The organism is Fulvivirga sediminis, assembly GCF_016757215.1.
Classification (GTDB): Bacteria; Bacteroidota; Bacteroidia; order Cytophagales; family Cyclobacteriaceae; genus Fulvivirga; species Fulvivirga sediminis.
The window spans coordinates 64,357-83,739 of record NZ_JAESIY010000011.1 but is presented as its reverse complement, the minus strand read 5'-3'; the positions used below and the strand labels follow the sequence as shown (position 1 = coordinate 83,739).

The following is a 19,383-nucleotide window of genomic DNA, read 5'->3' as shown; positions in this document are numbered from 1 at the left end:
AAGATGAGGAGCAAAGGTTATCTGTCTATTATATTAACCCTATTTCTGTTTATGCCCCATACAGGGCAAACACAAGAGCTATCTTCTTTCAGGCAAAACTTCTTCAACCCTGCTGTATATAACCCTGCCTTTACAGGTATCAGCGGATACAATCAGTTATTTGTTACTTACAAAAAGCAATGGATGAACATTGAAGGTGCCCCCGAAACAATAGGGCTCAACTTCCAGCTTCCAACGAAAAAAAATTGGTTTTTTGGTGCGGAATTTTACTCTCAGGAGATTGTAGCGGTACGCTCCAGCTCAGCCTTGCTGTCCTTTGGTTATAAACTTAATATGACCACAGAGCAGTCATTGCGATTTGCCATTTCAGGTGGCTTAGGGCAAAACATGCTCAACCTGACCACAGATGAACTCAATACCACTGATCCTGCCATTATTTCAGCTTATGATAACAATTATTACCTAAATGGTAAATTTGGAATTGTCTATAAATATAACAGACTACAAATAGGGTTCTCAATGCCTAAAATTTTTGATTCAGATCAGTTTAACTATTCTGAGTTTAATGAAATAGAAATAAGCGCAATTGACAACAGAATCTATTCTATTAGTTATGACTTCAAGCTTTCTTCTAAATTCTCTTTTAAACCACTAATATTATACAGAGATTATAAATATGAGGAAAATCAACTTGAAGGAGCCGGAATTATATACTATGAACAAAAAATATGGGCAGGAGCTTCTTATCGTAACAGTCTCGGTATAATACTTGGTATGAACTTAAGCGATCTTATAAGCTTTAGCTATGATTATTCGTTCTCCCCTTTTAAAATGAGTAACGCAGATCTATCATCAGGGTCTCATGAGTTACAATTAGCTTTCCGCTTTGGGAAAAATAAGAATCCAAAGAAACCGCTTATCTCAGAAAACACACATAAAGATGAGTCGATACAACAACCTCTTCTAACTACCAACACAAACAGTGAAAATAATGAAGAAAGTCAAACAGAGATACCTTCAGAGCCTAGTAAGAATATAGTCAAAAATACAGTTACAGCTGAGCAAAAAGAATCCCCCACTCCTATAGTAACCATTGATGAAAAGCAGAAGGAAACGCCTGAAATAGAAAATGAAACTGCGGATCTGAGCTCTTCAGAGGAAGAAAAAGCTGAAAATTCAGAAATTGAGGAGGTCATAGATAGAGCAGACATAGAATCTCCTAAATTTGATAACGGTTTTTCTGGCAGAAACTCATACTCACTTTCAATGACAGAAGGATATTATGTGGTCATAGGAGTTTTTAAATATCTTAACAATGCAATGAAAGTGGCGAAAAAAAGTATGGATCACGGACACGTAGCTGACATAGGAATTTACGATAAAAAAAACCTATACTACGTTTTTGTGTTTTATGATAAAAAAGATCAGGAATTGGCAAAAGAGGTACGCTCGGCATTTAGAAAAAAAAGAGGATTTCATGATGCCTGGATATTAAAAATCAAATAAAGCCAATATTTCAATTATTACCTTATATGAGTAAATTTTACATTCCTTCACTCGATGGTTTGAGAGCCATTGCAGTATTACTAGTTATCACCTTCCATTTTAGTAAAGTTAGCTTCATTGATTTCGATTTTGAAATTGGCTGGGTAGGAGTTCAGATTTTCTTTGTACTATCCGGATATTTGATCACCAGAATTTTACTAGAAGAAAAAAGAAAAAATTTTGGTTCCTACATTAAAACATTCTATTGGAAAAGGCTTCTAAGGATCTTCCCTCTTTATTTTGGCTATTTAATAGCTATACTAATGCTCTTCTTGGCTACTGGCCAGCCAGATGACTTACCGCAGAATGCGCCATACCTATTCACTTACACCTATAATTTCTTCATTATCTCACCAGAATGGACTGTAAATAGGTTATTCGTGCACTTATGGTCACTTTCTGTAGAGGAGCAATTTTACCTTATTTGGCCATTTGTAGTATTCTTCTTATCAGAAAGGAATTTCAAAAAAGTTATTGCATGTATGCTCGTTGGCATTCCATTATTAAGGTTAGTTATAGCGATATCTTTCGCTGATATAGCTCCCACAGAGGATCGCCTAGGTAATATTGTATATTGGTTTAGCCTGAGTCACTTCGATGCCTTTGCACTAGGAGGTTTTATAAACTTCTTAGGAAAACAATATTTAGGTGCACACAAAAAACAATGGATTTGGGGTTCTTTAGCCCTTTGCGTAGTTCTAGGTCTTATCAACTTATTCACCGCCTATCCATTAAACACCAATAGTTATTCTAGCTTAGGTTACCTCATCCACGGATTACTTAACTACCAACATGTATGGTCTTACACCATATTGAACATTTTCTTTGCAGCAATAATCTGGCAACTGACTACGTCTCAAAAAAAATCATTACTAACCTCCCGTCCTCTATTGCTAATAGGGAAAGTATCATACGGAATGTATCTTTTTCATTTTCCCGTGATAATGGCTATTGATAAAGGTTTAGGCAAACCCTTTGTAAATGGTATTGTTACTTTGTTATTATGTCTTACAGTAACTTTTATCGTTTCAATAATCAGTTATTATGCGTATGAAAGACAATTCTTAAAATTGAAAAATATAAAGTCTTTTTGAGAACTTTTCATGAAAAAAAATGTTATGTTTCTTAACGTAGCAATATGGAATAAGGTAATTTCGCAAATTACACATAGAAAATAATACAACTTAAATTTAAAAACACAGATGTAATGAATCATGGATAATAACCTGTTATTTATGACATTTTTTATTGCAAAACACAATTGAGTCTAACGCCTCGCCTAATATGATAAAATTTTACTCCTTTATTTTAGTTGCACTATTTTGCTTAGGATATAATAGTAATTCAAGTGCCTTTACTGAAGATTATTGTGAAGAAAATAGTCACTACACTGACACCTCTTTAAGTAGTTATGAAGAGTGCTCAGAAGAGTTAGATGACTACTGCGTTGATGAGGTATTGCCTTATGCAGATGAATTTACACCATATAATTACACTGCTTCTCTATCATGGAATACAGATGCATTTGAATCCTATCAATATGCGCCCGCTGACAATATGCATTTTAGGCTACTCAGGCCTAATGGATATACTGATGATGGATCTAAAAAATATCCTTTGATCTTATTTTTCCATGGATCAGGAGAAAGAGGAACTGATAACGAAAAGCAACTATACTTTGGAGGGCCGAAGTATAAAAGTTCTGTAGATAACAACACCTTTCCTGGGTTCTTATTATATCCTCAGCACAATTCTTCAGGAGCAAACTGGGGCGAGAGTAACGTGTATAGAGCCAAAGTGATTGTTGAAAAGCTAATTTCTGATTATAACGTAGACCCTAACCGCATTTACATACACGGGATTTCTGCTGGAGCACGGGCTGCATGGATGTTTGGAGCGCAATATCCTGAGCTAACCGCAGGAATTTGCGCTTTATCAGGTATAACATCTTACCCTCCAGAAGAGTACAAATTCATTCCTGCTTGGGAGTCTCAAGGAGGAAAAGACAATGATCCTACCCCTTATCATGGTAACAAAACAGTTAGTGATATAAGAAGTGTAGGAGGCAACATAAGATATAGCTATTTTCCTGACAAGGGACATAATAACTGGGGGCTGGTCTATTCAAAATCAGATTTCTTCCCTTGGTTTTTGCAGTTTTCTAAATTATCCATAACAGTACTCTATGGTCAAAACTCATTTTGTAACGAAGGAGAAATTGATGTAAACATTGGTATAACCTCTGGATTTTCAGATTATCAGTGGGCCAAGGATAACACCAGTGATACTCCAATAGCCACCGGTGTGAATGAAATTAATGTAGTGGAACCGGGTCTTTACTACGTGAGATTCAAAAGAAATAGCACTTCTGGGTGGACTGAGTGGTCTGAACCTGTTAATATTAATGGCGATAAAGCCCCTTCCCCTACTCCAACCATCAATAATAACGAGCGAAGCTTACACCTTCCTTCATTAGATGGCAGCCAAAACGTGACCTTATATGGACCGGCAGACAAAGCTTTTTATCAATGGAAAAGAAATGGCGTTAATATTAGCGGAGCTACAAACCAAAACTACACCACTAGTGTTGGTGGTGTTTATTCATTAGTAACTAGAGAACCTAGTCAATCTGGCTTTGAAGCTGATGGAGAAACTCCTACTGAATATAGAGCTGAGCCCACTGCATGTTATAGTAATCCGTCAAACGAACTTCATATAGTTACCTCAAATGGACTTGGATCACCGGCAAGACCATCCAACTTCTTTGCTAATACCATCTCTTCCAGCAGTATAAAAATCAACTGGGATGACAACTCTTCAAATGAAACAGGCTTTGAGCTTTACAGGTCTACCACTTCAGGCAGTAGTTATACGCTCATAGGCATACTGTCTGCAAACAATCAGGCTAACCCTGTTTCTTATACAGATACAAATCTTAAGCCTAACACCACTTACTATTATCAAATGCGTGCTGTTAATAATGAAGGTGCATCAGGCTACACTGCTGAAACTTCGGCTATAACTATTATTGACACCGAGCCGCCTTCTGCTCCTGTTTTATCTGTCACTTCATTTACTGAAAGTAGCGTGGGTTTATCATGGACTCCTTCTACTGATAACAACGGGGTAACTCAATATGAAGTGTATAGAAATGGCTCATTAACGGGTACCACTTCGTCTACTCGATATACTAGCTCCGGCTTGCAGACTAAAACCAATTACACTTTTAAGGTGAGGGCTAAGGATTATGCCGGCAATATATCCCCTTTTAGTAATCAAGTTCAAGCAGCCACTATTAATGATGGTTTAAACTATGACTATTATGAATTCTCGTCCAATATTAATTCAGTAAATGATATCACTGATGATAATTATGTTTCCAGCGGTAATATTGCTAATGTCAGCTTCTCACCGGCAACCAGCAACAACAATTTCGCTCTAATTTTCAATGGATACATTCAAATTCCTGTTGCAGGTAATTACATTTTCTACACCGAATCTGATGACGGCTCTGATTTATTTATTGATGGCAACATCGTAGTTAATAATGATGGTGGCCATGGTTGTAAAGAAGTTAATGGTTCTGTAACCCTGAGTGCAGGAAGTCATGCATTCAAAGTTAGATACTTTCAAAATGGAAGTGGAAAGTGTCTCAATGTAAGATGGTCTGGGCCGGGGTTATCCAAATCTATAATTCCAGATGAAGCATTTGAAGATGACTTTACGTTCCCTACCCCTCCTACCAATCCTTCTTCTCTAACGGCAACAGCTACAGGTTACAACTCTATTGATATTACTTGGGAGGATAACAGTAGCACAGAGTCTGCCTTTGAAATTTATAGATCATTAAGCTCGAATGGCACCTACACGGTAGTGTATACTGCTGAAGCTAATCAAACATCATGGACTGACACTGGATTAGAAGGTAACACTGCCTATTTCTATAAAATAAAGGCCATAAACAGTAACTCAAGTTCTGAGTTTGCAGGCCCGGCAAGTGCTACTACTGACAACTACCCAGCAGCTCCATCTGCCCCTGAGAACCTTGCAGCAGTGGCTGTCTCAAATAATAGGATCAATCTTACTTGGGATAGCAACTCCACTGGAGAAACAGGCTTCGAAGTTTACAGAACTACCTCAACATCAGGCCTGAATTACACTCTAATTGCTACCACCGAAGCCAATGCCACTTCATATAGTGACAACCAACTTTTCGGAAACAATACTTACTATTATAAGATAAGAGCCATTGGGCCGGGATCTAGCTCAAATTACTCTAATCAAGCGAGTGCTACAACTGCTAACAGCGCCCCTATATTGTCTACTATCTTAAATAGATCCGTTCAATATGGCACTTCAATTATTTTGAATATTGAAGCAAATGACCCTGATGGTGATGCTCTTACTTTTACTTTTACCAATCCATTGCCTTCATTTGCTTCTTTTGATGACAATGGTTATGGTGTAGGAGAGCTTACACTTGCTCCTCAAGAATCTGATCAAGGAGTGTACAATTTGGAATTAACCGTTAGTGATGGTTTGAATTCTGACAATCAAACATTTACAATAACCGTTAATAACAATAACAATCCGGTCATTACTGCTATAGACAATGTCACAATGGATGCAGGGTACATTCAAACTGTTCCCGTAGTAGCTACAGATGTAGAAGATACAGCTATTGAGCTTACTCTCATTGATAAACCTAGCTGGGCCTCTATTGTAAGTAATGGAGACGGAACAGGAACTATTACCTTATCTCCATCAATAATGACCTCTGGTAGTTATATATTGAGAGTAGCAGCATCAGATACCGACGGCGGAATAACCGAAAGAGACTTCAACGTAACCATCAACCCCGTTAATCCATATTTTTCACTAAACATTAACTTTACGGCTTCCAATGAACCTATAGATTCATGGAACAATGTGAGTTTTAACAATGCTTTGGAGGAGAATCTGGTAACAGCGGCTGGAACCGCTACGGATATTGATATCGCATACACAACTCAATTCCCGCAAGGAAGGGATACAGACCCTAATCTAACAAATGGTATTTATGAAAATGCAGTAATACAGTCATTTATACAAAGAAAAAATGGCGAAACATTTACCATGGAATTGAGAAACCTTAACCCATCCCTCTTATATGACTTTTCATTCTATTCAGGCGCTTCTTCATCATATATAGCTAGCTCGAATGTAAGTGATCCTAATTGGGCTGTTAGATATTCAATCAATGGTGTGAACAGAACATTGTCAATACCTGATAACACCACTCAAACGGCTAATTTCACTGGAATAAAGCCAACAACAGATGGAGTTATTGTAATGACTGTAACAAGAACCACAGGTACTTGGATAACCATGAATGCCATGGTAGTAAATGCTTATTATAATGATGGAACACCTCCTACTGCACCTTCAGATTTATCATTAACGGCGCTATCGAGTAATAGTGTCAAAATAGATTGGATTGACCAATCAACTAATGAAACTAAATTTGAAATTTTAAGAGCAAGCAATGAAAGTGGCCCATACTCGGTTATTGGCACCACCTCTATTAACAGTAATACCTATACTGATTCCGGCTTATCTGGTAGCAGCACTTATTACTACAAAGTGAGGGCTGTAAACCCAAGTGGTACTGCTGAAACAAATTTCGGCATAATAACCACTTTAAATTCAGCTCCTACATTGGCAGACTTATCTGATATTGTGATTAAAGCAAATCAAACAAGAACCGTTAATATCTCTGCTGTTGATCAAGAGGGCAATCCGATTACACTTTCTTCTGAAGGGCTACCAGATTTCGTTAATTTTCAAGATAACGGAGATGGCACCGGTGAGTTATTTTTCACTCCTGAGATCACTGATTTAGGATTTTATGGTAATTCTGAAGTAACTGCAACTGACAACTTCAATGCTAGCAACACGTCATCGTTTTTCATTACTGTAGTTGATCCTCAGTTTGAACAACAGGTTTATATCAACATTAATAATGCAAACAACGCTACGTTGCCCTGGAACAACTTATCAGCTAACCCTTCATCTGGCACATCTTACAATAACCTTAAAAATGCAGAAAATCAAAATTCAGGATTTGGTATTTCTGTAGGATCCGGATGGTCAGGAAGCAACAATAACGGAGTTGTAAGTGAAGATAATAGTCTTATGTTTGAAGACAACGTATTCCGAACAGCATGGTATACCTCTAGCACGGCTAGTGTTAAGTTAACCGGTCTTGATGCTTCTAAAAGTTACAATGTAAATATTCTTGCCAGTATAAACACATATAATGATCACTCTGGCAATTATACTATTTCAGGAACAACTAAGAAGTTCAATGCCTCCTACAATAATAAGAGTACCGTCTCTTTTGAAGGCTTAAGTCCTTCAGTAGCGGGTGAAATTACCATTACTGCAGCAAAAGCAACAGGATCAACGGCAGCTCTTCTAAATGCCCTAATTATTAAAGAATTTGATGGAACAAACCTGATCACCCCAGGAAATTTCACAGCTAATGCTACTAGTAGAACAGATATAAAACTTTCATGGGAAGACAACAGTGTTAACGAAACAGGGTTTGAGATATACAGAGCAAATCAGTGGGGAGGCACTTTTCAATTAATTACTTCCACCTCTGCCAATGTCACAGAATATACAGACTCTGGACTTACCGCCAATACTCCTTATGTTTACAAAATAAGAGCTGTAAATACTTCTATAGCCAGTGGATACAGCCCTGAAGCAGGAGCTATCACTTATGATCATTACATTCTGTTGAACTTTAACACCAATCTAAATGGTTATTTACAGGCTCCTAGCCCTTGGAATAACACCAATGCGCTACCTGAAGCTGGTGTTACCATCAATAATTTAACAGATGACTCAGGTGATAACACTACTGTGGACTTTATTATTGGAGAAAATGAGGCAAGCAGTAACAAAACTGGAGTAGTTACAGGAGACAACAGTGGTATATACCCTGATGCAGTGCTACAGGGGTACTATTACTTTGAACCTTATACCATACCTACTCCATTCACTTTCGCCCAAATGAATAGTGATTATGTATTTGACTTTACTTTCATTGGCTCTGAAGATGGCACCTACACCACCCCTCAAGCAACTGGAATTGCAGAATACACTATCAATGAAACAACGGTTATTCTTTTAGCCAATAGCAACTCACAAAACACGGTTACTATTAATTCAGTAAAACCTGATGCAGATGGTTCTATTACTGTATATGCTAAATGTTCGGATCAAAATAATGCGACCTGGGGATTTTTGAATGGAATGGTTATTGGAGCTCATACTTCATTAGAAATTGCTCTAGATGAAACACCTCCTAGCATACCTAAAGATTTACTAGCTTCCAATATCGATAATAACAATTTTGATCTTTCATGGACTCCTTCTACTGATAATGTGGGAATCAAACATTATGAAGTATATCAAAATGGAGAATTAATTAACACAACACCTGAGATATCTCTCAATATTGCAGAATTATCCCCTAGCTTTGAATACGTATATTCCGTAAGAGCTGTAGATAAAAATGGCAACAAATCTGACTTTTCTGAATCCTTAGAAGTAAACACATTATCTTCAGGTGCCGAGATAGTTTATTACCCCGTTGCCGCAGCTGATATAACGGTATTATCCAATTGGGGAACAGAGACAGATGGATCTGGTACGAACCCTTCCAGTTTCAGCGCTGCCAACCAGCATTTTATGATCAATAAAAATGTATCTCTGAACTCATCTTTAACAATTACAGGTGAAGGTTCTAAAATGATGGTTGACGAAAACGTAATCTTAGATATTAATGCAGCACTTGCTGCTGCTTTAGAAGCATCTGCAAACAGTACGATCAATATCAACACGGATACAGCTCCTAAACTAGGGAAACTTGACCGTAGTTCTACGGTAGTATTCAGCGGATCTAGCAATACAATACCAATTGCAAACTATGGTAACATATCTTTAAACAGTACTAGCTCCACTAAAAATCTGATGGAAGGAGACATTAATGTTTATGGTAATCTGTCTATTGCTGAAGATGTTATACTAAATGGGGCAGCTCCTAACTCTACAGTTATCAGCATAAAAGGAGATCTGAATCTTGTAGGCGCACATGAACCTCAAGATGAAAGTCAACTGATCACTTATAGATTCAACAATAAGCGCCCTCAAGTACTTAGTACTGACCAAGCCAACTTATCTCTTTATAAGATAATAGTTTCTGACAGCTCACAGCTAACCATTAACAGTGACAGTCCTAACTTTGACATACACCTTGGAGCTTCTAGTGGTGGTGGTTTAAGTATATCTGCCGGAGCGTCGCTTAACCTTAATGATGGTAACTTATACATTCAAGGAAGTGGAAGTATCAACCCGAATAATGAGCTTGGTACCATTAGTACATCCGGAGGATTACTCAATATAACTACCAATTCTGCAGAGAATTCGAATTTATATTTTAACCCTACAGCCAATACCCTTAGCACCCTTAAGGTTGATAAGTCAGGCAGTGGAACTGTAAATGCTAAAAGCACATTGCAAGTTAGAGACCTTTTACATGTAGTAAACGGAAGGCTTAACACCAACGGCAATTTAATATTACTTTCTACTAATGAAACAACAGCTAATGTAGGGCCTATTATAGGTTCAGGATTTATTAGTGGAAGTGTAGAAGCCCAAAGGTACATACCTGGTTATACCTCCAGAATATGGAGATATTTGACCAGCTCAGTGCAAGGCACCTCTGTAGCAGATCTACAGGAATTCGTGAGAGTAACCGGAGATTTTGAAGGTAGTAATAATAGAAGACAAGATGCTTCATTATACAGATTTACCAATGGTGCTTGGGAAGATTTCCCCACCACTACCAACTCTGAGCTTTTCGAAGTGGGCAGAGGATATACCTTCTATAATTACGCAGGAAGAGCCAACTTAACATTAAAATTTAAAGGGCCTCTAGTACAAGGTTCTTTCAACTATGCTATTCAGGGAGGTACTGAATCAATAGATGATGGATGGAACCTGCTTGGCAACCCTTACATGTCTACCATACAATGGGGCTCCGAAGGTTGGACAAGATCAGATGTTGGTATTTCGGTAGCCATTAAAGACAACATTAATGGAGACTTTATATATTGGGACACTGAAGGATTAGGAGACAGTAGTTTTGCAGGAAGGATAGCCTCAGGGCAATCTTTCTGGGTGCAGGCGAGTAGCGCTAATGCTACTCTTTCTATCAATGAAAATGCTAAGAGCTTTGAAGCTTCTGAATTCCACCGTGAAGGCATGGTCTTGAACAATTACCTGATTGTGAAACTATCCAGCACCAACAGAACGGACAAAGCTTATATCAAATTTAACTCTAATGATGTAGATGAATATCAACCTTTGCGTGAAGCAATGAAGCAAACCAATCAGTTTTTAAATTTATCATCATTATCATCTGATGGCTTAAAACTAGCCATAAACAAAATGAGTAGTGATTTCTGTGATAAGCATGTACAACTAGACATGGCAGGTATTACCAACGGTCAATATACGCTTAATTTTGAAGAGTTAAATACTTTTGAAAATTATAACATTAGCCTTTTAGATAGGTACAATTCCAGCTCCACTCCTATCTTAAGCGAGGATACTGAATATACTTTTGCTGTAACTACAGATGAAGCAAGTAGAGATAGTAAGAGGTTTGTATTGATCTTTGAAAGACCTGAAATCAGTACAACTACAGACTTTAGCTTTGCATCCGGAACGACTCAATGCAGCAATAACGATTTGGATATCAACATTCAATCAGCTCAAATAGGCGTGATCTATTCCGTATGGAGAGGTAGCGAACTTCTAGCTGAGAGTAGTGCTGCTGAATCAAATAGTGCTACAGTCACCGTGCCTAGTGATTTGTTAGTGTCGGGAAATAACTCTTTCTCTATAAAGGCTAATTTCCCTAACTGCGAATACGTAACTATTACAGATGAAGCTACCATTAATTTAACCCCTACCCCTAGCTTGGTAGTAGAGTCAGAAATAACAACTTGTTCTGACTCAGATATCACCCTAACAGCAAGGGGTTTAGAAAGTAAAGGAACCTACAGATGGTTTAATGATGAATCTTCAGATACCCCAATTCACGAAAGTGCTGAAGGGTCATACACATATACCTCAAATACCAATCACATTTTATATGTAGAAAGTGTAAATGAGTATGGATGTACAAGCGATAGAAAACCAATAAAGATCAATGTAGAACAAATAGAAAAACCAGAAATTATTGTCAATGGACAAGCATTAAAACTAGCAGAAATGACCAGTGGCAACATTCAATGGTATATAAATGATAATGCTATTGCTGGAGCTAAATCGCATTTATATACTCCAAAAGTTTCTGGAAGCTATAAGGTGAAAGTCAGCGGCGAAGCTTGTAGCAAGGTTTCAGATTCATTTGATTATTATGTAACAGGTGTAAACAACACACTATCTGATGTCTTGAGCATATACCCTAACCCTGCGAGTAAATCACTATTTATTGAGCAATTAATTCCTACAAAGGCGCATATGCAAATTATAAATATGATTGGAGAAACAATCTTAGAGAAAGAAGTAGACGCAAGTACGGGTGTGCAGGAAGTAAGTGTAGAAAACTTGAAACCGGCCTTATACTTGGTAAAAATAACCTTAGACAATAAGACCTATAATTACAGGTTTGTAAAACAATAAATCACGCAGGAGAATAACTTCTACTTGAAATAACAAGAAAGGCTACTTCATCAGAAGTAGCCTTTCTTGTTTCTTAGATCTTATTGTTTTGACAATCAATACTCACCTGAATCAAAAATATTTATAAAAGCATTGGGTAGCTAGTTGTAGCATTTCCTTATCACCAGAGCTATCCCCATATGCATAAATATTTTCAAAATCACTTAATTGAATATTCTCTTGTATTCTCTTTACCTTCTCTGGACCGTAACAATTTTTACCATCAATTTTTCCTGTAATCCTACCTTCTAAAACATCTAACTGGGTACCCAGTACCTTTATATCATACTTTTCAGCCCAATGTTCTATCCATAGCGGAGATGATGCCGAAACAATATACATGGGCACACCCGTTTCTCTATAATCAATAATTGAAGAAAGAGCCTTTTCCCTAATTAGTTGTGGTATTCTCTTTTCTCCATACTCTTTACCTAAAGCAATGAATTGTTCCAAAGAAATACCCCCAAAAAAATGGCTTAAATACTCCTCTTTCGCCTTCCAATTAGGTATTAGACCTAGCTTTAGCCCAGTCATAGAAGGAAGTAACCTCAACATACCCTTTACAAACCGGCCTTTACCCAATGAAAATTGTGTAAAATCCAGAAGTGTATCTTTGGTAGTTAATGTACCATCAAAATCAAAAAGCACCAGATCTTTACTCACAGTTTTAGCTTTTTGAAAATAGGCTCAGGAATACTACTAATTATCATCATTATATACCTCCATTTACCTAGTACATAAACGATGTTTCTCTTCTTCTGAGCAGCCTTAGCTATTTTTTGGGCTGCATTTTCAGGAGATGCAGTTAGCAACTTTGGTAAATTCATGCCTGCAGTCATCTTTGTGTCCATAAAACCGGGTAGTACTGTGAGCACATGCACACCATCTTTATACAAACTATTTCTCAAGCCTGACAAGTATGCAGTAAAGCCCGCCTTAGCACTTCCGTACATATAATTACTTTGTCTTCCTCTCACCCCAGCTACCGAACTGACTCCTACTATCACCCCTTCTCTCTTTTTAGCAAAATTTTCGGCAATTATATTTAAAATAGACACAGCTCCTACATAGTTACTATTTATTATCTGCTGAGCTTCAGCCCATGATGTCTTAGCTAAATCATTATCTCCAAGATACCCAAAAAGACAGTAGACGACACTTATTGAATCAGGTAATCCTGAAAAAAAAGATCTATGGCTAGAGGTATCAGTCGCATCAAACTTCACTACCTGCACCTCCCCTTCATATCGTATTTTTAAATCACTTTGAATAACCTCAAGATTAGCGATATTCCTAGAGGCTAAAATTACTTCATCTTGCTTTGCAATATGAGTTTTAGCTAATTCATAGGCTATATCGGAAGTGCCTCCCAATATTAGAACTGTCTGCATAAAGGTATTTTAGAAATAGATAATAAATAAGAAACTCACCAGCCAGCATACAATATTGATCAGAGTGAATTTATCTTTATAAAGAATTTGAGTAGGTGAACCACTTTGGCCTTCCACTAATGTAATTTGTAAATACCTCAAAATACCGGTAATTACAAATATACTTGTAAAGTATAACCAGTCAGAAGAAAAATACTCTGGCACATCGTCCGAAAGTGTGTACATTACATATGCTACCACTATCACGGCCGAAAGCATAGAAATACCTGAATGTATAAATTGCAAATTATACTTCTTGGCATTCACTCGGCTCATTCTGCCCTCGCCCTGCTCAGTGACTATTACATCATCCAGCCTTTTGGCTAAAGCCAGAAATAAGGCCAATAAAAAGATCATGATTATGAGCCAATGACTCACCAACACATTTGCCACCACAGCTCCGGCTAGAGTTCTTAGTACGAAGCCAACAGCAATAAGTATAATATCAAGAATAGAAATGCGTTTTAAGCCTTGAGAATAACCGAAGTTAATAATCAAATAACTCATTAGAATAATGAAAAAGGATATATTCACTAAATAAGCAATGCATAACCCAAAAATAAGTAAGCCTAGCATTACCGTGAGCGCCGCCCCCTCAGCCACTTCACCAGAGGCTAATGGACGATACCTTTTTACAGGATGATTTCTATCCTCTTGAATATCATTGTAGTCATTAAATATATATATTGCACTCGCAACAGAACTAAAGGCCACAAAAGCGGTTATTAACAATGAAAAATTATATACATCAAATAAAACCCCTGCGAAAAAAGCAGGAATAAATATGAATAAATTTTTAACCCATTGACCAGCTCTTAACAACTTAATAAACACCAACATCATCTAATTTTTTAGCCCAAAAGGCACCACCTTAATATATTTATATTGTCGCTTAAATATATGGCTTTAACAAATCTTTTCTATGATTCTACAACAAAAACTTAAAGAAAGGCACATTGTCTATTTGAGAATTTTTATAATTCTTGCATTCAGCAGCTTACCATTATTGATTAACCTACCGTACCGGGTAAACATCTTCCTTACATGGGAAGGTGCCTACAGAATGTACTTAGGGCAAATTCCGTTTAAAGACTTTGGAATGCCGCTCGGTTTTGGGTTTTGGCTTATACCAGCTATCTTTTTTAAGATCTTTGGCCCTTACATGCACACCCTAATTATAGCCCAGGCTTTTTTAAATGTTTTATCGTTACTTGCTATATCATCAATATTCAAAATGCTAAAGATGAGCGAAGCTAAGGTATTTCTATCAATCTTAGTAATGTGCCTCACTTTTGTTCTTATAAATTTTTGGCCTTGGTATAATCATACGGTATTTATATTTGAAATTTTTGCTATTTTCTTTATCATAAGGTACACCACTACGAAAGACAGTTTTTGGCAATTAATAGTAGCAGCCTTTTTTACCTGCCTAAGTATATTTACTAAGCAAGATGGTGGAGGACTAGCATTAATCATTATATCTGTCATCGTGCTTTATTACTCATTCATTAATAAAAGATTAGATACACCTTTAATATTCTTTGGCGCTTTCGCCGCATGGCTATTACTATTCATAGTGCCATTTCTACAATATGATTTTTCTTACTGGTTTAACTATGGGCAATCGCCTCACTATTCTAGAATAAACATTTTCATACTATTGGGTGATATTTTCGGAGAATCAGTTTGGGAGAAATTCTTTTTATTAGCATGCTTAGCTGCTATATTTTTCAGGTTCAACAACATCAAAGAATTTATACAAAATCAAACAGAAGTCATATTCTCTCTACTTACTATTGGCTTGCTTTTTCAAGCATTAATCATACAAACAACTAGTTTCAGCCCTGTCACGGTCAACTACTATTTTACTACATTCGGCGTGGCTTATCTTTTACATAGCCTTCCTGCAAGGTATAACTTTTCTCAAGTAGGATTATTCCTGTTTTTCTGTGTTTTCATTTTCATCTGGAGATCAGAAAATTATTGGAAATATGGCTCTGGAGCAATAAAGAAAGTATTACCAAAAAGCTGGACAGAATTACCTGAAGATGCGGTAGCTAAAGGCAATTGGATGGCGGAATCTGATACAGTAAAGGTAGAACCCACTATTTGGCAACTATCTAAATATAAATCATTAAAGCATATAAAATTACCCCAAAAGACCATTGAGGGCTTAGAAGAAACCGAAAAACTAGATGCTTTCAAAAAAGGTGATATGAAAGTTCTCAATATGAGCAATCTCACCTTCCTAGCCTACGAATGGGATTATGATTTAGAATCTGGCCCTAATTATCCATTATGGTATCATAAAGATGTAGCGCTTTTTGATAGAGAAGTAGATATGCTCTGCGAAAAAGTAGCTAATAAACAATACGACCTTATTATATTCGAAGATATGCCTACAGTAGATAGCTTTTTCCCTTATGCTGTTAGAGAATGTATGATGAATAACTATAAAATAGACTTAACCTTCCCTGCTCCTACTGGCTATGGAACAGACCATGTTGAAGTTTATACTTTAAAATAGTGTTCTTGTTGTTTTTTATCAATTAATGGCTTTACATTATAGTTTCAACCAAAATTGAAACAAACTTTTGAAGCTATTAACATCCTTAAGCACTATCATACTGCTTTCTGTGCACCTAACCAGTGCACAGAATCCTCATTTCAAAACACTGGGGAAGCTTTCTAAAACATTACAAAGCTCCTCAGGCATTGAGGTTTCCAAATCAAACACTATATGGACTATTAATGACCATGGTTTGCCTGTAGTATATGGAATTGATACTACTGGCCAAATCATAAAAGCTATCCATCTAAATCATTCTGTCATTGACTGGGAGGACTTGGCACTCGATCAAAAAGGCAATCTTTTTGTAGGCGATTTTGGGAACAACCATAATAAACGAAAAAACCTTAGAATCTATAGAATAGATAATATTGACAGCGTCACTAAAAATATTGTAACCGCCAAAATCATCCGATTTAGGTTATCAGATCAAAAAGAATTCCCACCTCCTGAAAATAAAATGAGTTTTGATATTGAAGCCATGATTGCTTATCAAGACTCTTTATACCTATTCAGTAAAAGTAGAGAGAAACCGTTTAAAGGTAACGTAAAGCTTTACGTTCTACCGGCTAACAATTACGAAACAGAGGTAGAAGCTAAACTTATAGACTCCCTATCTCTAGGTGATGGTCCTATGTTCGAAAACTGGATCACGGGAGCAGCCTTAAGTAGAGACCAAAAAAAGCTGATATTGTTAAGTCATGGAAAATTCTGGCTCTTCACCTGCTTTGAAGGAAACAATTTTTTCAAAGGAAAAGTAAAAGAGGTAAATATGCAAAACTTCAGTCAGAAGGAGGCAGTAGCATTTAAAGATGCTAACACTTTGATCATTACAGACGAACTTTTTCAGGGACTTTTAGGTGGAAACTTATACGAGTATGATATCTCCAATATTTTAACCACTTTAAACTGCAAATAAATTTGAAAAGATTACTTTATTCACTATTAATTTTGGCCATAATAATAGCAGGAGCTGCTTACTTTTATGTATACCACATACTACCAAAAGAGATGGCTAAAGCATTAACCTCCGACCAAAAAACATGGGTCCCAGGTCCTCTAAATAAAGTTGCCACAGAAAAAAAAGAAGAAATTAATGCTGCCATTGACAAACTACCACAGGAGCTTCATGAGCTAGATTTAACGTTTGATCAGCTTCTTAAAATTGTAGATGAAGTAGATCCTGATCAAGTAAAAAATGTCATTGCTGAACTAAACGAAAAGAAAATTAGTAATGTAGAGCAAGCATTTGATGTAATAAAAACGAACATATCTATCAAAAGTGTGAATATAGAATTATTTAGAGATTATTTTACACACAGAATTAAGTCAAAACAAATTCAGAAAGGGTTACAATATTTGAATCAAAACGATTACTTAACAACTATTAGTGTACCTGTAGCAAAGCAAACTATAAAAAATATCTTGCTAGAGAAACAAGAAAAAATAGAAGCAGAGCTACAGAAGATTAATAGTGCGCCTAACTAAAAGATAAAATTTAAAATTCGGCTCTTAAAAGCATACGCCGTAACCAAAGTTAACGTTATGTTATCAATCAAAAACAAAACTAACCAACTCGTGTCTGTAGCATTTATTTTATTCATTTCCAGTCTCTTCTCCTGCCGATCGGATGATGGGTTACCTCGTTATCAGTTTGAAAAAGGCTCACCCGGCTGCACTAACGTACTAGCAAATAATTATAATCCAGAGGCTTCTATTAATGATGGTAGCTGTGCTCCTACTGACTGTTCCACTTGCGATTTTTTTATTTCAGGTTCCGTCTACGGCTTTGACGGTGATAAGAAAGGTGTTAAACCCGGAAACGTCATATGCTTAGATGCAGCTGTTACCTACGAAAAACCAATTAGCCTCTCTAATATTCACGGTACTGCAGCTAACCCAGTGATAATAACTAACTGCGGAGGACAGGCTATAGTAGACTTGCCGGGTAAAGACTATGCTATTTATATTGGTAAAAGTAGCCATTTCAGAGTTACAGGCACAGGCTCCAATGATCATGCTTTTGGAATAAAACTGAGTAATACTAAAACGCAGGGAATTTCAATTAGTGATCTTAGTACTAACTTTGAAGTTGACCACATGGAAATTCATGATATAGGCTTTGCCGGCATTATGGCTAAAACTGACCCTTATTGTGATCCTGCTACACAAAAAGGCAATTTTACGATGAGAGATGTCAAGTTCCATGACAATTATATTCATGAAACCGGAGGTGAAGGTATGTATATCGGCAACTCATTTTTCGCTAATGGAAAAAAAACAAGCCAATGTGGTGTTGTTTACCCACATGAAATTAAAGGATTAGAAGTAGCACGAAACAGAATTATTAATTCTGGCTGGGAATCAATACAAGTAGGTTGTGCCACGCAAGGTGCCAGCATTCATGACAATCATATAGAGCACTACGGTAGAGAAAATAAAGGATCTCAAAACAACGCGATACAAATAGGTGAAGGTACAGGCGGATTATGCTTTAATAATTATATAGCAGATGGCCCAGGTAACGGAATAATAGTGCTTGGCTTGGGAGATAATGTGGTTTTCAATAATGTGATTGTAAGTCCAGGACAAAATGGGATTTTTTGTGACGAACGTTATACTACAGGTTCAGGGTTTAGCTTCATTAACAATACAATAGTAAACCCTAAGGTGGATGGGATTAAAATTTATGCTGATAAAGTTGATATGAACCATATCATCAATAATATTATTGTAAACCCAGGGGCATTTGACCAGTATGAAAAAGACAATACTTCAAAAAAAGGTAATGACTCTTATATTCACAAATTAAGTGATAAAGTGAAAATTGATCTGAGAAATAATTATTTCACAAGAGATATAAACTCGGTGCTATTCAATGAAGGCTCTATTGATTTTGAGTTAACAGCGGACTCTCCTCTTATTGGAGTAGGAACAGATGTCTCTGAATTTGGAATAAACTTCGACTTCAAGGGTAATAAAAGACCCCAAGGTACTGGTTTTGAGCCCGGGGCCATAGAAACAGGGTATTAACCCCAGATAGGCTAAAGTTCAATT

General features: G+C 36.8%; 10 protein-coding genes. 7 read left to right on the top strand and 3 right to left on the bottom strand.

Features of this window, described 5'->3' with window-relative positions:
- The first annotated feature begins 3 nt into the window (after window positions 1–3).
- The 3 genes from JL102_RS18740 (at window position 4) to JL102_RS18730 (ending at window position 12,288) form a co-directional block, all read left to right on the top strand.
- Window positions 4–1,506: a PorP/SprF family type IX secretion system membrane protein gene (locus JL102_RS18740; RefSeq protein ID WP_262896881.1), complete on the top strand. Its 1,503-nt coding sequence runs from the start codon at window positions 4–6 to the stop codon at window positions 1,504–1,506.
- 26 nt (window positions 1,507–1,532) lie between these two features.
- Window positions 1,533–2,639, top strand: coding sequence for an acyltransferase family protein (locus tag JL102_RS18735; protein ID WP_202245989.1), 1,107 nt, complete (start codon window positions 1,533–1,535; stop codon window positions 2,637–2,639).
- A gap of 190 nt (window positions 2,640–2,829) precedes the next feature.
- Window positions 2,830–12,288, top strand: coding sequence for a fibronectin type III domain-containing protein (locus JL102_RS18730; protein ID WP_202245988.1), 9,459 nt, complete (start codon window positions 2,830–2,832; stop codon window positions 12,286–12,288).
- A 111-nt stretch (window positions 12,289–12,399) separates the two neighbouring features.
- Here the strand turns inward: JL102_RS18730 and JL102_RS18725 are convergent, their stop codons facing one another.
- From JL102_RS18725 to JL102_RS18715, 3 genes are read right to left on the bottom strand one after another with little or no spacing between them, the layout of a single operon-like run.
- The gene (locus JL102_RS18725) at window positions 12,400–12,990 is read right to left on the bottom strand and encodes an HAD-IB family hydrolase (protein WP_202245987.1); all 591 of its coding nucleotides are present in this window, start codon (window positions 12,988–12,990) and stop codon (window positions 12,400–12,402) included.
- Window positions 12,987–13,718 carry an SDR family oxidoreductase gene (locus tag JL102_RS18720; RefSeq protein ID WP_202245986.1) on the bottom strand — a complete coding sequence of 244 codons (732 nt, stop codon included), beginning with the start codon at window positions 13,716–13,718 and terminating at the stop codon, window positions 12,987–12,989. The genes JL102_RS18725 and JL102_RS18720 overlap by 4 nt, the downstream gene beginning before the upstream one ends.
- A gap of 9 nt (window positions 13,719–13,727) precedes the next feature.
- Window positions 13,728–14,600, bottom strand: a complete 873-nt coding sequence (locus JL102_RS18715; RefSeq protein ID WP_237390669.1) for a decaprenyl-phosphate phosphoribosyltransferase — start codon at window positions 14,598–14,600, stop codon at window positions 13,728–13,730.
- Between the two features lie 400 nt (window positions 14,601–15,000).
- Between JL102_RS18715 and JL102_RS18710 the strand changes: the two genes are divergently transcribed.
- The 4 genes from JL102_RS18710 to JL102_RS18695 all read left to right on the top strand — a co-directional run bounded on the left by JL102_RS18710 (window position 15,001) and on the right by JL102_RS18695 (window position 19,359).
- Entirely contained in the window at window positions 15,001–16,284 is a 1,284-nt protein-coding gene (locus JL102_RS18710; RefSeq protein WP_202245985.1) for a hypothetical protein, read from the top strand.
- A gap of 67 nt (window positions 16,285–16,351) precedes the next feature.
- Complete coding sequence (locus JL102_RS18705; protein ID WP_202245984.1) at window positions 16,352–17,245, top strand: NHL repeat-containing protein; 894 nt, start codon at window positions 16,352–16,354, stop codon at window positions 17,243–17,245.
- A 2-nt stretch (window positions 17,246–17,247) separates the two neighbouring features.
- Window positions 17,248–17,814, top strand: a complete 567-nt coding sequence (locus JL102_RS18700) for a hypothetical protein (protein WP_202245983.1) — start codon at window positions 17,248–17,250, stop codon at window positions 17,812–17,814.
- Window positions 17,815–17,871: 57 nt separating this feature from the next.
- Complete coding sequence (locus JL102_RS18695; protein WP_202245982.1) at window positions 17,872–19,359, top strand: right-handed parallel beta-helix repeat-containing protein; 1,488 nt, start codon at window positions 17,872–17,874, stop codon at window positions 19,357–19,359.
- Window positions 19,360–19,383 lie beyond the last annotated feature (24 nt).

Coding starts and splice junctions, on each gene's coding strand:
- JL102_RS18715 (WP_237390669.1), bottom strand. CDS start 14,600: ATGATGTTGGTGTTTATTAAGTTGTTAAGAGCTGGTCAATGGGTTAAA.
- JL102_RS18730 (WP_202245988.1), top strand. CDS start 2,830: ATGATAAAATTTTACTCCTTTATTTTAGTTGCACTATTTTGCTTAGGA.
- JL102_RS18740 (WP_262896881.1), top strand. CDS start 4: ATGAGGAGCAAAGGTTATCTGTCTATTATATTAACCCTATTTCTGTTT.
- JL102_RS18720 (WP_202245986.1), bottom strand. CDS start 13,718: ATGCAGACAGTTCTAATATTGGGAGGCACTTCCGATATAGCCTATGAA.
- JL102_RS18735 (WP_202245989.1), top strand. CDS start 1,533: ATGAGTAAATTTTACATTCCTTCACTCGATGGTTTGAGAGCCATTGCA.
- JL102_RS18710 (WP_202245985.1), top strand. CDS start 15,001: ATGAGCGAAGCTAAGGTATTTCTATCAATCTTAGTAATGTGCCTCACT.
- JL102_RS18695 (WP_202245982.1), top strand. CDS start 17,872: ATGTTATCAATCAAAAACAAAACTAACCAACTCGTGTCTGTAGCATTT.